Genomic DNA, 13,280 nt, shown 5'->3' with positions numbered 1-13,280 from the left:
TTATCGCTCCTTCGACTCTCCTACTCTGACTGATCAGTAACTGTCAGTAGCGCATCTGAGTCTTCTGTTTCAAATCGAATATTTTGTGGCCCATTGAATTCAATTGGGACTTCTTTATCTCCAGAAGAGACTTCGCTAATATCAACATATGCCTGAAAATCTGAGGTGCTCATACGATCCAATTGCTCTTCTGTTCCATATGCCATGACACTGATGCTGGACGGTTGCTCTAGTTGAAAGACCGCCGTTTTATCATCTGTTGTGCCCATAATCGTAAGAGGTACACTAGACAGCTCACGTTCTTCCTCTTCACCCAATGTTACTTCCACTGAAATCGTTTCAGGCTCAACACGCTCTGCCCCTTCAGGCACAGGCACATCCAGCTCAACAGTGGTTGTTTCTTCTATCTCACTAAGATCAAGCTCTACGCCACTTAAAGAATCTAGATTCTCGATGTAATCACTTGGTCCATAAACAGTGACGTCTCCTGGTTCAAGCTCAATGTTCTCAATACTTAAGCCATCTTGTAGCTCGCCTGTTCGTTTAATACTAACAGGCACCAATTTATTTGGGCTAGTAACTGGTACACGCACAGTTACAAAGTTAGGATTCGATTCCACTTCAAGCTCTAGTCCATCTGAGTTATATAGATGAACCGGGTATTCGTCTTCGATCGTACTGTCTGCACCTTCCATGTCTACAAACACCTTCGCAGATTCGACATAGGAAAGCCATTCTCTGGCATCGGTCACATCCACATTAATTGGTGTAACAATTGGTGTCCCTACCGTGTATCCTTCTTCAACATTATCTGCATTGATGAGATCAACTTGAACTGGGAAGGATGACGTCTGAATCTCCTGAAGCTCAATGGTTGCAGCAGACGGTGTCACCGAAACAGATAGTTCACTAGGGAATCCTCTATACTGAATTTGAGCTCGGTGTGTTCCCTCTTCAAGCTCATTCGCGTCAATGAACACTTCATAGGCAGGTCTCATCATTTGAAAATAGGCCAGCGCACTCCTTGACCCGCTAAGATTAACCTGGACCGTGGCTGGTGCGTCTGTTAACACTAAATCATCTTCATTATAAAGTACTTGTAGATCAACTTCTTCAAGTGTATAGGAGCTGTTGCTAATGGTCGGCAGTACACTTGGCTGGTTGCCAAGGTTGTCCTGATTGACCATGGCGAATAGCATTAACGCTACAAAAAAAGCGATGACGCGTACAAACCAATGGCTATTGAACAACCTATCCATTTTTCTTCCCTCCCCACTTGAAGCGCGAATGTGTTGACGCCTTCTCTTCAGAAAGCATATCTTTCTCTAGGATCTCTCGCAGTTGCTCTTCCGAGAGATCACGATGAAGATCCGCATTTTTTGTCACAGAAATATTACCCGTTTCTTCAGAGACAATAATGGTGATACAGTCTGTCACCTCACTTACTCCTAGAGCAGCACGGTGTCTTGTTCCAAGCTCCTTAGAAATAAATGGATTCTCCGATAAAGGCAGATAACAGCCTGAAGCTAGTATCGTCTGATCTTTAAGGATAACGGCTCCATCATGAAGCGGTGTATTCGGTATAAAGATATTAATGAGAAGCTCAGAGGTGAGATTAGCATTCATCGGTATCCCTGTCTCTGCATAATCACTCAATCCTGTTTGACGCTCAATGGAGATCAAAGCCCCAATACGTCTTTTTCCCATATATGTACATGATTTAATAATGGCATCAATAGACTTCTGTACAGGCTCATTTTTAGGAGTCGTTCGACTTGAAAAGAAACGTCCTCTCCCAAGCTGCTCCAAACCTCTTCTAAGCTCCGGCTGAAAGATAATGATAATTGCCAGTAACCCATATGTAAGTGTCTGAGACATAATAAACTCAAGTGTCCTCAGACCAAAGAAACCACTTATAAACCAAACAATTAGAATAACCGTGATACCTTTTACCAATTGAACAGCACGCGTTCCTCTAATAATCATAATAGACTTGTAAACCACGTATGTTACAAGCAATATATCAATAATCTGGCCAATATAGCTCAGCCAACCAACATTTTCAAATGGCGAATCAAACGGAAGCATAGCCAGCATTGCCTTTCCTCCAAACAAATCAATCTACTCTACTCAAGTGAATTGGACATAAAACTTGTCCAACTTAATGTCTCTCTATCAGCTAACGCAAGCGCAATCAAAATACCATACACTTACCTTACGACATTAGCTGCCTCATTATACCATATAATCTCACTATTTGAGATGGAAGAGAAAGGAGAAGATATGAAAAACTGTGGTTTTAGCATCATACTTGATTACTATGTACAAAACTTAGGGCCGCAAGTAACTGCGGCATAATCGATGTGCGCTCTTGATTAATGGATAGAGTCATCATTGGTCTTGTTACATGTAGGGTGCGTTTCCCCTCCGCAATAAGCCGTTCTTTACGGCCATTCATCTGAAAGAATTTGATCTCCCTTAAGGATCCAATTTCAGCTTTCGCCTTCACTCTCTCACCCATAAGATCCATGAATAACGTTCTGCCAACACCTTTTTCTTTTATCGAGCCAATCGTTTTCCCGTTCTCTTTAATTGTCCACTCGGCAGTTGAGACAAGTGCTTTTATCTGATGATTTAACTGTAGCGTGTAGATGTCATGAGATCCAGGGACTGTTACCTTTACATTTGAGACAAAAGTAGCTGATACGTGCCGCGCAACCTTTTCAATAAACGTATTTTGCCCAAAACGTTGAAGGGTACCTACCACACTTTCTGTACTATCTACCACGTCTATTTCGTTAAGGCTCGCCTTATAATTAGGTAACTGATATGTGAATTTCATGTATCTCCCTTTCACACTGCCTTTTACCTAGTATTTTCCACTTAATCAACAAGCTCAAACATGTACACTTCTCACCATAAAAACAAGACCCTCACCTTTGATACAGATGAGGATCCTTCGTTTACTTTTTATTTTATTCGTTATCTGAATCAAAAACAGATACCACTTCGCTGAAGAAATGCTTGGTGTTATACCATACCCATTCCAGCGCTTGGTTGACTTCCTCTATCTCACCAGCTACTTCCCCCGTTGATGCATAGTACGGTTTGCTGTTGACTAAAAGAACGTCACCTTCAACATTACCTTCTACCACCAATTGTCCATTGCGGACTACCAGGTCGCTTTCAATGGTCTCACCAGCAGGTATTGTGACAACACCCGTTTCTTTGTTGATTTGAATATTACCCGAGCCAGAAACCGTTACTTTATCAGCATCTCCTGACCAAGATGTGAAGAACGATGCTGACATTAATAAAAAGAAGATGGCAGCCGCAACCAAAATCGGATGCTTGCTTAGTTGATTTTTCCATTTAAATGATTGCTTTTTAGGCGGTAATTTCGCCATAACCTGATTTGTAAAATTAGCAGGAGCTTCAATATGAGACGCACTTTGCGTAAATGCGATGACTTTCTTTAGCTCACGAAGATGCAAATCACATTCTTCACAGGTCTCAGCATGCAGATAGAGTTCGTTTTTCTCTACTTCACTTGCATCTCCATCTAAATATTTATGAATTAAGCCTTGTACATGTGACTCGCACGACATAGAAATATGCCTCCTTTTCTAAACATTCCTCATACGTTTCCGAAGTGCCTCTCGCCCTCGATGAATTCTTGTTTTCACTGTCGAGATTGGCATATCAAGGATTTCACTAATTTCTTTAAGTGAGAGATCCTCTATATATTTCAAAATAATGGCCGACCTGTATTTCAGCGGCAACTGATTAATTTCTGATTGAATCCACTCCTGCATCTCCAACGTTACCACTTGATCCTCAGGCAGGTCTTGATCAGCCGCAAGTTGCGACTCATACGTCAATCCCTCAGTTCCTTTCACCTTATCTTCAAGATGAAAATCCGGTTTCTTTTTCCTAAGACGATCAATGGCCACATTTGTCGCGATACGAAACAGCCACGTGGAAAATTTGCGATTCATGTCGTACTTATCAAGGTTTGTATAGGCACGTAAAAAAGCTTCTTGCGCTACATCTTGTGCTTCTTGAGGATGTCCGACCATTCGATAAGCTACTTGATATACCTTATCCTTAAATAGATCAACGATTTCACTGAAGGCCTCAGTGTCCCCTTTTTTCACTTCTTTTATCAATTTCTTTATTAGAGTGTCCATAGAAATACCCCTGACTGCTTCAATCTGTACCGTTTACGTACCGGCTATAAAAAAGTTTCACAATATATATGTACTTTTTTTATTTTATCAGAAAAAAGACGTTTGGATGAAGAAAAATCGGGTACTTAAGTAATGTCCACACTAAAATCGGACTATTTTCCCAGAAAAGGGGTGATGTGAAATGACTTCAAAGACTACACATACGCTCTTAACAAATATAGAAAGAGTACGCCACGACTTAAACGTAATGGCGCTGTCATTAGAGCTAAGCTCACCAGATATGATTAATCGTAGCCAAGAGCTAGATCACTTACTTAATGAATATAAAACAACTATTGCAGGCTAGTCACATAGACATCTCAACTTATGAGATGTTTTTTTATTGTGCACAAAAAAAGAAGCTTCACTCCCAGTAGAAGATAAAGCTTCTCATTATATAATGTTCGTTAATTTATTAGTAAAATAAAAAAAGAGTGAGCCATGAAGGATTCGAACCTTCGACCCTCTGATTAAAAGTCAGATGCTCTACCAACTGAGCTAATGGCTCATGTTTACTTAGTGGTGCCTTTTAAAAAATGGCTGGGCTACCTGGGATCGAACCAGGGAATGACGGAATCAAAATCCGTTGCCTTACCGCTTGGCTATAGCCCAACAAAAATGGTGGAGGGGGGCAGATTCGAACTGCCGAACCCGTAGGGAGCGGATTTACAGTCCGCCGCGTTTAGCCACTTCGCTACCCCTCCAGCTTAAAGATGTTGAAAAAATAAATGGTGGAGGATGACGGGCTCGAACCGCCGACCCTCTGCTTGTAAGGCAGATGCTCTCCCAGCTGAGCTAATCCTCCACTTTTGGCTGCGAATAAGCTACGAATCTCTTCGTCCATTACGTTTTTTCAGTCAGTCACGTACTAAGGTACGCTCTCTTCTTCAAAAACTCATGTCCTCGACCTTCTTGCTTCTTCTTGCCAACTTAGATACGCTGCGAATCTTTTCGTCATTCGCTCAATATCAATTAGATAATGATGACCCGTACGGGAATCGAACCCGTGATACCGCCGTGAAAGGGCGGTGTCTTAACCGCTTGACCAACGGGCCAGATCAAGTGTCTGAAACACTGACAAAAAGTATTATACCCAATCCATATAAATAAGACAAGCGTTTTTCAAAACTTTTTTCAAAAATATTTCTATTATTTTCTGCTTTCCATACGAACATACATTCGTTATACTAAAAAGAAACGCTAAAGGATGATGATTTATGAAGTCGGAGGCACAGCTTACACAGGCTGATTTCCTTGCTGTATTAGAACGAGTCCGGTATTCCACAAGAGAAGAAACCAAGCTCGAAGTAGCTGAATGTATGCTTGATTACGGTATCGATATAAATCTTGTTGGAGCGGTAACAGGCCTGAAGAAAAGCCAGCTGACTAAAAGTAGGTAATTAGCCCGATCATTTAAAAATAAGCCCACATCCGTAGCCAAATGTTAGTCATTGCATAAAGTAAAGTATTCCCTTTGAAAGGCGGTGTACGCATGGGCTTCTTCGGTGGTAATGGCGGTGGTAACTACGGCGGCGGTTGTGATTATGGTTGTGGCGGTGGTTACGGTTACGGACAGCAAGGACCTGTAGGAGGTTACAGCGGCGGTTGTGGCAACGGCTTTGCACTAATCGTTGTTCTTTTCATCCTACTTGTTATCATTGGTGCTTCTTATTGTAAATAATAAGAGGTAGTATGTACGACTCACCAATTCTTTTAATACAGAAGTATTGGTGAAATTCTGTATGCCATAAAATATAAAGGGTTGTCTCATTTCAAGGCCATTCTTACAAGAATGCACCCAAATTGAGACGGCTCTTTTTTACTTGGTTGTTTGTGCTTTATACTGTACATATGAATACACAGAGGAGTGATGGTATGAAAGTCTATTACGAAGAACTAGACGGGAACCTTCTGCCACAATGGCTGCTACTTCCTGCACCCAACACATTTGGTTCACTAACCGTTAACCTATCCGCTCCTTTTGAACGAATGGAAGCTGAAGATTTCCATGATGAGCTAACCATTGTCACAATCACTCAGGCTGCACTTGCAATAAGACCTGCCGATCAGAATCAATTCATCTTACATACTGATCAAGCCTCAAAAGATCTAGAAGTCTCAATGCCCGCTGATATTGATTATTATCTTATTCGTCTAGAGGATCTTGAAGAAGTTCTCCAAATGAATGTACGCTCTTTTTTTAACTCTGATCGGTAATTCTCGGAGCAATATACAAATACTTTTCTTTCGTGAATCCACAATAGAACACATCTTCAAAGTTGGAATATCCTCTTGCCTCTAATTCTTTCTTTAGCCAATCAGAAGATTTTCCAAGGATACTTAAATGCTCTTCTTGAACCATCCCATCTAAAATGAATGGCAAAGAAAAGGGATATTGATCTCCTTTTTTGTAAACCGATAATGCGCCTGAAGTCTCTAACAACGCATACTCCACCTCACGAATATCAAAAATATCTTTTGTTCGGAGTTGAAGTAACACATCATCTAGATTGTATGATTGCTTCTTCATATTCTCCTGTTGAAGCTCACCTTCTCGAATAATAAGGACCGGTCTTCCATCCACTATATCTCGAAACTTCTGGTTCTTTAAAGAAAGGCGAGAAAATGTATACTGAATCGCAAACAATAAGAGTACCGGAGCCAAACCTTTTAAAATTGGAATGTTTGTGTCCTCAATCATGATGACCGCTATATCAACAATTAAGAGTGTAACCACAATATCAAGAACACTAATTTCTCCAATATCTTTTTTACCCGTTAAACGAAAGAAAAACAGAATCATGAAAAAAACAATAGCTGTGCGAAGTAATGCAATAAGTATAGCTTCCATACTTCTATCCCCTTCCGACAGAGTGATTTGGTTATAGTATTTGTCGGAGTTGGTGGAGTATTCATGGACTTACACACCAAAAACCCATTCACTCGAGAAGAATGAATGGGTTTTTCTTAGTTCAGTTGTAAAACTTCTTGGTGATACTAGCCGAGCTCTTGGTAACAGACCTCGGCTCTTGATTGAGCTTGGATCTATCTTGATTAGAAGTGGATCGCTCTTACTATCACATTCTGCCTCTTACTAAACTTCGATCCTTCTTGATCCCAGCACGAAGCCTCTTGATACGCCCTCATCATCCAATGCCCTTCATAAAAATTTCCATTTTTATTCCTTTGGTCACGTGAACTTGATGAATCCCGCTTCTCGCTCTTACTAAATTGGGTCCTCCGCTTGATAACTCCAGCAAAGCTCTTGATAACAGACCTTGGCTCTTGATTGAGCTTGAATCTGTCTTGATTAAAAGTGGATCGCTCTTACTATCGCCTTCTGCCTCTTACCAAACTTCTATCCGTCTTGATCCCAGCACGAAGCCTCTTGATACGCCCTCATCATCCAATGCCCCTCATAAAAATGGCCATTTTTAATCCATTGGTCACTTGAACTTGATAGTTCCCGCTTCTCGCTCTTACTAAATTGGGTCCTCCGCTTGATAACTCCAGCAAAGCTCTTAATAACAGACCTTGGCTCTTGATTAGCTTGGATCTGTCTTGATTAAAAGTGGATCGCTCTTACTATCGCCTTCTACCTCTTACCAAACTTCTATCCATCTTGGTCTCAGCACGAAGCTTCTTGATACGCCCTCATCATCCAATGCCCTTCATAAAAATGTCCATTTTTATTCCTTTGGTCACGTGAACTTAATGAAACCCGCTTCTCGCTCTTACTAAATTCGGTCCTCCGCTTGATAACTCCAGCAGAGCTCTTGATAACAGGTCTCGGCTCTTAATTAAGCTTGAATCCTTCTTGAATAAAATATGATCGCTCTTACTATCGCCTTCCGCCTCTTACTAAATTCCGATCCATCTTGGTCCCACCCCGAAACCTCTTGATAAACTCTAACCCTTCTAAGAAATCTTCGGAAGTCGCTTAACTAAGCGTTTCATGACTCGATTGGATTCGCTCAGGACTAGCTGTTTGTCTAATGTTTTCATCATGCGATTTTCCATAACGATTCGTCCGTTGATAATCGTTGTTTCTACATCTGCCCGTGTTGCTGAGTAGACAATACGGGAGATGGTATCTACATCAAAGGAAGGATACGTATGAAAATCGTTCAGGTCTAAAATGGCGATGTCTGCTTTCTTGCCGACTTCAAGGCTGCCAATTTCATCTTCCAGTCCAATTGCTTTTGCGCCTCCACGAGTCGCCATTCGGAAAACCGTCCGTGCGTTCATCGCGGTTGGGCCATGTATTGGCTTTTGGATAAGAGCAGCCATTCTCATTTCGTTAAACATATCTAGGTTGTTATTGCACGGGGCTCCATCTGCGCCTAGGCTGACAGCAATGTCCTGACTGAGTAGATCAGGGATTTCGGCGATGCCTGATGCTAATTTCAAATTCGAACCTGGGCAGTGGGTCACCTTTACTCCACGCTCTTTTAAGATCCGTTTTTCTTGTGCATCTAACCAGACACAATGAGCTAAGATCAATCGTTCGTTCGCCAATCCTAAATGATCGAGGTACACCACATTTCTCATGCCTGTCTCCGCCTGGACAATTTCTATTTCTCCACGGTTTTCTGACGCATGTGTGTGCACCTTCACTTGATAATGATCCGATAATTTTTGAACTTCCTTCAAGAGAGGTTCTGTACATGACACAACAAATCTCGGTGTAAATGCATATTGGATTCTTCCTTGGTCATGATTATGCCACTTCTCCAACAGATCTACGCTTTCTTGAATGGATTGCTGGGTATTTTCCTGCAATGCCTTTGGTACCTCAGTTCCTTTATCCATCATCACTTTTCCAGCAAGAGCTCTTATTCCTGTAGAAGCAATTGCTTGAAAGGCTGAATCTGTATGGTGAACAGTCTCCATATCCACAATAGAGGTCGTGCCACTTTGAATCAATTCACCTATTCCAAGCATCGCTGAATAATAAATCGACTCCTCATCGTGCGCAGCCTCAAGTGGCCAAATGCGCTTCTGTAGCCAATCCATTAGTTCAAGATCATCGCCTTTGCCTCGAAAAGCTGTTTGGCATAGGTGAATATGCGTCTGTACAAAACCAGGAATCACCGTTTTTCCTCGACCGTCAATTACCTTATCCACCTGTATATCACCAAGGTTCTTACCCATCGCTTTGATGACCGTTCCTTCAATCAAAAGGTCCCCAATAAATATTTCCTCGTCCTTGTTCATCGTTACAATCTCAGCCTGCTTAATTAAAATGCTTCCCACTTCGATCACTCCTTTTTTAAATAAAAGAAGATTTGCCCACAAAAAATAGCCACAAAAATAGGGCAAACCTATTCTCGTAGCTAGGAAGTTTAAGGCTCCTAATAGAAACCCCCAATCCATATTATTGGGGTTATACGATGACCACCATATAAAACTATATGTTTAGTTTAGGTCAAAACCAAAGAGTCGACAATACCCCCGTTACATAATGTTACGAACAATGTTTTAAACAAACGTTTCATTAACTTTTCTATGAGCTGGCTTACTAAATAATGCATCCAAGAATAATGCGTAAGCGCTTTCTTTGCTTTATACTATAACTAGCTACGCATGAAATAATACTTACACAATCACTAATAGGAGGAATGCCTTTTGCTATCTATTCAGAATGTACGGTGTGAATACCAGCAGCAACCATTAGGAATTGACTGTCAGAAACCGAGACTATGCTGGGAATTATCTTCTACTCGTCGCTCTATGGTACAAAACGCGTATCAAATCCAAGTGTCCCTCGACTCTAATTTCACATCTATCCTCGCCGACTCAAGAAGAATTGAATCCAGTGAATCGATTCATGTTAACATGCCACATTTTGAAGCAACACCTACAACACGCTACTACTATCGAGTGAAAGTCTGGTCAGAAGATGAAGAAAGTGACTGGGAAAAGGATCTATGGTTTGAAACTGGGCTGCAGTCAGAATCAAACTGGCAGGCCGAATGGATTACGATCCCCCCTTCAGCTATACACCCAGATCAATCACCTCGTTTTCGAAAAAGCTTTACGTATGAGCTACCGAATATAAAAAGCGCCCGATTATACACTACAGCTGCAGGTCTATACGAAGCCAGGTTAAATGGAGCACGAATCAGTGATACTTACTTTGCTCCTGGTTGGACGAACTATAATGATCGCATTCAGTATCAAACCTACGACGTCACTGATTTCATTAGAAACGGAGAGAATGTCCTTGCATTTACTCTCGGAAAAGGTTGGTACAGGAGTAACCTTGGATGGGAAGATAAAATTGACATCTACGGAAAAGAGAGTGCTCTTCTAGCGGAACTTCATATTATAAATGATAACAATGAACAGACAATCATACGATCAGATACAACATGGAAAGCTGGAATCAGTCCTATCTTATCTTCTGAGATTTATCATGGAGAAACGTATGATGCGCGACTCGAACAGCCAGGTTGGGATGAACCCGAATTCTCGCTTGACGACTGGGTGTCTGTGATTCATGCAGAGAAACCAAAAGGGAGAATTGTTTCACAAGAGAATGAACCTGTACGCAAACAAGAGCACCTTACACCTATCGAGATCATTCGGACACCAAAAGGGCAGACGGTTCTTGATTTCGGTCAAAATATGGTTGGGTGGGTCCATTTTCGAATACAAGGAAAAAGAGGAGAAACAGTGTCCCTCCGTCATTTCGAAGTTCTTGATGCCGATGGAAATGTTTACGTAGATAACTTGAGAAAAGCCAAACAGACTGTTTCCTATACATTAAAAGGTGACGACAAAGAGGAATTCGAGCCTTTCTTTTCTTTTCAAGGATTTCAGTATGTTGAATTGATTGATTTTCCAGGTCAGGTTCAACTTGAAGACTTCACTGGCATTGTCCTGCACTCGGACATGCAGAGAATTGGAACGTTCGAATGCTCAGATGAACTTATTAATCAACTACAGCACAATATTGTTTGGGGACAAAAAGGAAACTTTCTTGATGTTCCGACTGACTGCCCTCAGCGAGATGAACGGCTCGGGTGGACCGGCGATGCTCAAATGTTTATCAGCACGGCTTCTTATCTCTATAATGTTGTCCCTTTTTTCAAAAAGTGGTTACGAGATCTATCTAGCGAGCAAGGCGAGGATGGCTCTGTTCCGTTTGTCATTCCACATGTTCTGAATGAGACCTCTCATTCGTCTGCCGCATGGGGAGATGCAGCAGTCATCTGCCCTTGGGTTCTTTATGAGAATTATGGAGATAAACGAATTCTTGAAGAGCAATTTGGGAGCATGAAAGCTTGGGTGAACTATATTCATCAGCAAGGAGATGATCCATACCTTTGGAATACTGGCTTTCACTTCGGTGATTGGCTCGCCCTTGATTCCAAGCCAGGTAGCTACATTGGAGCAACAGAAAGAGATTTTATAGCAACAGCCTTCTATGCTTATTCGGCCAAACTAGTTAGCAAGGCGGCACATGTTCTTGGATTGGAGGCTGATCATCATCACTACAAAAAGCTCCACAGTCAGGTTCAAGACGCCTTTTCTAATGAGTTCATCACCACCAATGGCCGACTTGCGGTGCCTACACAGACAGCACATATCCTCGCCCTAAACTTTGATCTCGTCACAGGTAAAACACGCGAGCGAACGGAACAAAAGCTGAAGCAGTTAATGAGCGACGCGAATTATCACCTGAAAACAGGCTTTGTGGGCACACCTTATTTGAACTTCGCCCTCACAAAAGCGGGTCACACAGATATTGCCTACACCCTCCTTTTCCAGGATGACTATCCTTCATGGCTCTACCAGGTTAAAAAAGGAGCAACAACAGTTTGGGAGCATTGGGATGGGATCAAAGAGGATGGCGGATTCTGGAGTGCGGACATGAACTCCTTTAATCATTATGCTTATGGCTCAATAGGTGATTGGCTTTACAGAAAGGTCGCAGGAATTGACTGTGATAAACCAGGGTACCAACGAATACGCTTCGAACCTCATTTCACCAATGAACTTCGTTGGGTCAAAGCTTCCCTACACACTCTTTATGGGCAAGTAACATCCGCTTGGAAAATGGATGAAGACGGACGCGTGAAATGGTCCATCGATATTCCACCCAATACAACTGGCTTGGTTCAATTCCCTGTAGTCAGCGCCGTAAATGTACGTGAAGGCTCCACACAGCTTGCTGACATTGAAGGTCTTCTTCAGCTTGAGGATGTCACCGCTGAATTAGGGTCTGGTTCTTACACCTTTAACTTTGAACCTACAAATATTTCAACCAAGCTTCATAAGAAAGCTGTTAAGTATTAAAGTCAGTGCCAACCTATTAAAACAAGCAGTGCCATCTAAGATGTCCACTGCTTGTTTGTTTTTATTTATTTCGTTTCGCCATTCGGCCCGCTACGCCTGCAATTAGACCAATTGCAGCCACTACGACAACGATCCATATAAAACTAAATCCTGATGATTCTGTTTCTACATCTGTATCAGGTGCTTCAACAGGTTCTTCCTGTTCTTCTTCCACTGGAGGTACTTCGGTCTGATCTGAATCAGCTTCCTCAGATGCTGATTCCTCAGGCTCTTCTGCGTTCACAACAAACGAGATTTCACCTTCAACTGGATGGCTGTCTTCACTTAAAATAGTGTAGACGATACGGTATTCGCCGTTTGGTAATGGTGCTTCTGTTTGAGCATCTAAGGAAGATGCGTTTACGTTAATATCAACTGGAATCTCTTCTTCTGCTTCATTCAATATCGTTATTGTACTTGCTGATTCAATACCTGCGCTGAATTCCAGGACAACGCTATCAATACTTTCTTCAAGCGTTTGACCATCTTCCGGGCTAGAGCTTTCTAGCTGCGAATGTGCGGATACAACTGTCGGCATAAAAGCCCAAAGCAACACAATGGCAAGCAAAGCTGCCAAAAGACTCCGCTTCCCAACTTCTTTCGTAACCATTTGTCATCGTCTCCCTTTTTCTCTTCCTAAAGATAACTCGATCTTTACTTAATGTCACTTTATTCTTAGGATCTGTTCTAAAAAACCTGACCTTTGTG

At 41.8% G+C, this 13,280-nt stretch carries 13 protein-coding genes, 5 tRNA genes and 1 riboswitch; of the genes, 5 read left to right on the top strand and 13 right to left on the bottom strand.

Translation table 11 applies throughout. The features are described from left to right. Positions 1-20 precede the first annotated feature (20 nt). The 5 genes from J2S05_RS11190 to sigW all read right to left on the bottom strand — a co-directional run bounded on the left by J2S05_RS11190 (position 21) and on the right by sigW (position 4,190). Positions 21-1,259, bottom strand: a complete 1,239-nt coding sequence (locus J2S05_RS11190) for a CdaR family protein (RefSeq protein WP_306982813.1) — start codon at positions 1,257-1,259, stop codon at positions 21-23. Beyond that, positions 1,252-2,088 (bottom strand): diadenylate cyclase CdaA, encoded by an 837-nt coding sequence (gene cdaA / locus J2S05_RS11185; protein ID WP_306983465.1) that lies wholly within the window; start codon positions 2,086-2,088, stop codon positions 1,252-1,254. The genes J2S05_RS11190 and cdaA overlap by 8 nt, the downstream gene beginning before the upstream one ends. Before the next feature lie 217 nt (positions 2,089-2,305). Then, on the bottom strand, positions 2,306-2,842 hold the full coding sequence (locus tag J2S05_RS11180) for a tubby C-terminal domain-like protein (RefSeq protein WP_306982811.1): 537 nt from the start codon (positions 2,840-2,842) through the stop codon (positions 2,306-2,308). A 133-nt stretch (positions 2,843-2,975) separates the two neighbouring features. After that, the gene (locus J2S05_RS11175; protein WP_306982809.1) at positions 2,976-3,608 is read right to left on the bottom strand and encodes an anti-sigma factor family protein; all 633 of its coding nucleotides are present in this window, start codon (positions 3,606-3,608) and stop codon (positions 2,976-2,978) included. 18 nt (positions 3,609-3,626) lie between these two features. Next, complete coding sequence (gene sigW, locus J2S05_RS11170) at positions 3,627-4,190, bottom strand: RNA polymerase sigma factor SigW (protein WP_306982807.1); 564 nt, start codon at positions 4,188-4,190, stop codon at positions 3,627-3,629. Positions 4,191-4,371: 181 nt separating this feature from the next. Between sigW and J2S05_RS11165 the strand changes: the two genes are divergently transcribed. Further along, on the top strand, positions 4,372-4,536 hold the full coding sequence (locus J2S05_RS11165) for an aspartyl-phosphate phosphatase Spo0E family protein (RefSeq protein WP_306982806.1): 165 nt from the start codon (positions 4,372-4,374) through the stop codon (positions 4,534-4,536). A 128-nt stretch (positions 4,537-4,664) separates the two neighbouring features. On the opposite strand, the gene J2S05_RS11160 is transcribed toward J2S05_RS11165, so the two are convergent. The 5 genes from J2S05_RS11160 to J2S05_RS11140 all read right to left on the bottom strand — a co-directional run bounded on the left by J2S05_RS11160 (position 4,665) and on the right by J2S05_RS11140 (position 5,284). Then, a tRNA-Lys gene (locus J2S05_RS11160) sits at positions 4,665-4,737 on the bottom strand. Positions 4,738-4,766: 29 nt separating this feature from the next. Continuing rightward, positions 4,767-4,841: transfer RNA gene (locus tag J2S05_RS11155), tRNA-Gln, on the bottom strand. A 7-nt stretch (positions 4,842-4,848) separates the two neighbouring features. Continuing rightward, positions 4,849-4,933, bottom strand: a tRNA-Tyr gene (locus J2S05_RS11150). A gap of 25 nt (positions 4,934-4,958) precedes the next feature. Beyond that, positions 4,959-5,034, bottom strand: a tRNA-Val gene (locus J2S05_RS11145). Between the two features lie 178 nt (positions 5,035-5,212). Continuing rightward, positions 5,213-5,284, bottom strand: a tRNA-Glu gene (locus J2S05_RS11140). Between the two features lie 162 nt (positions 5,285-5,446). On the opposite strand from J2S05_RS11140, the gene J2S05_RS11135 reads away from it, so the two are divergent. The 3 genes from J2S05_RS11135 (at position 5,447) to J2S05_RS11125 (ending at position 6,446) form a co-directional block, all read left to right on the top strand. Further along, a complete protein-coding gene (locus tag J2S05_RS11135) occupies positions 5,447-5,629 on the top strand; it encodes a hypothetical protein (RefSeq protein ID WP_306982805.1) in 183 nt (60 codons plus the stop codon). A gap of 92 nt (positions 5,630-5,721) precedes the next feature. Further along, entirely contained in the window at positions 5,722-5,910 is a 189-nt protein-coding gene (locus tag J2S05_RS11130) for a YjcZ family sporulation protein (protein ID WP_306982804.1), read from the top strand. Between the two features lie 194 nt (positions 5,911-6,104). Continuing rightward, complete coding sequence (locus J2S05_RS11125; RefSeq protein ID WP_306982802.1) at positions 6,105-6,446, top strand: hypothetical protein; 342 nt, start codon at positions 6,105-6,107, stop codon at positions 6,444-6,446. Here the strand turns inward: J2S05_RS11125 and J2S05_RS11120 are convergent. Both J2S05_RS11120 and J2S05_RS11115 read right to left on the bottom strand, forming a co-directional pair. Continuing rightward, the gene (locus J2S05_RS11120; protein ID WP_306982800.1) at positions 6,430-7,080 is read right to left on the bottom strand and encodes a DUF421 domain-containing protein; all 651 of its coding nucleotides are present in this window, start codon (positions 7,078-7,080) and stop codon (positions 6,430-6,432) included. The genes J2S05_RS11125 and J2S05_RS11120 overlap by 17 nt on opposite strands. A gap of 1,067 nt (positions 7,081-8,147) precedes the next feature. Further along, the gene (locus J2S05_RS11115) at positions 8,148-9,485 is read right to left on the bottom strand and encodes a 5'-deoxyadenosine deaminase (RefSeq protein ID WP_306982798.1); all 1,338 of its coding nucleotides are present in this window, start codon (positions 9,483-9,485) and stop codon (positions 8,148-8,150) included. Between the two features lie 57 nt (positions 9,486-9,542). Further along, positions 9,543-9,643: riboswitch (purine riboswitch) on the bottom strand. Between the two features lie 214 nt (positions 9,644-9,857). Between J2S05_RS11115 and J2S05_RS11110 the strand changes: the two genes are divergently transcribed. Continuing rightward, positions 9,858-12,533, top strand: a complete 2,676-nt coding sequence (locus tag J2S05_RS11110) for an alpha-L-rhamnosidase (RefSeq protein ID WP_306982796.1) — start codon at positions 9,858-9,860, stop codon at positions 12,531-12,533. A 61-nt stretch (positions 12,534-12,594) separates the two neighbouring features. Here J2S05_RS11110 and J2S05_RS11105 read toward each other — a convergent pair whose 3' ends face one another. Continuing rightward, a complete protein-coding gene (locus J2S05_RS11105) occupies positions 12,595-13,182 on the bottom strand; it encodes a copper resistance CopC family protein (RefSeq protein ID WP_306982795.1) in 588 nt (195 codons plus the stop codon). Positions 13,183-13,280: the final 98 nt, after the last annotated feature.

It is taken from the genome of Alkalicoccobacillus murimartini (assembly GCF_030813245.1).
Taxonomy (GTDB): Bacteria; Bacillota; Bacilli; order Bacillales; family Bacillaceae_D; genus Alkalicoccobacillus; species Alkalicoccobacillus murimartini.
This window is presented reverse-complemented; position numbering and strand designations above follow the sequence as displayed.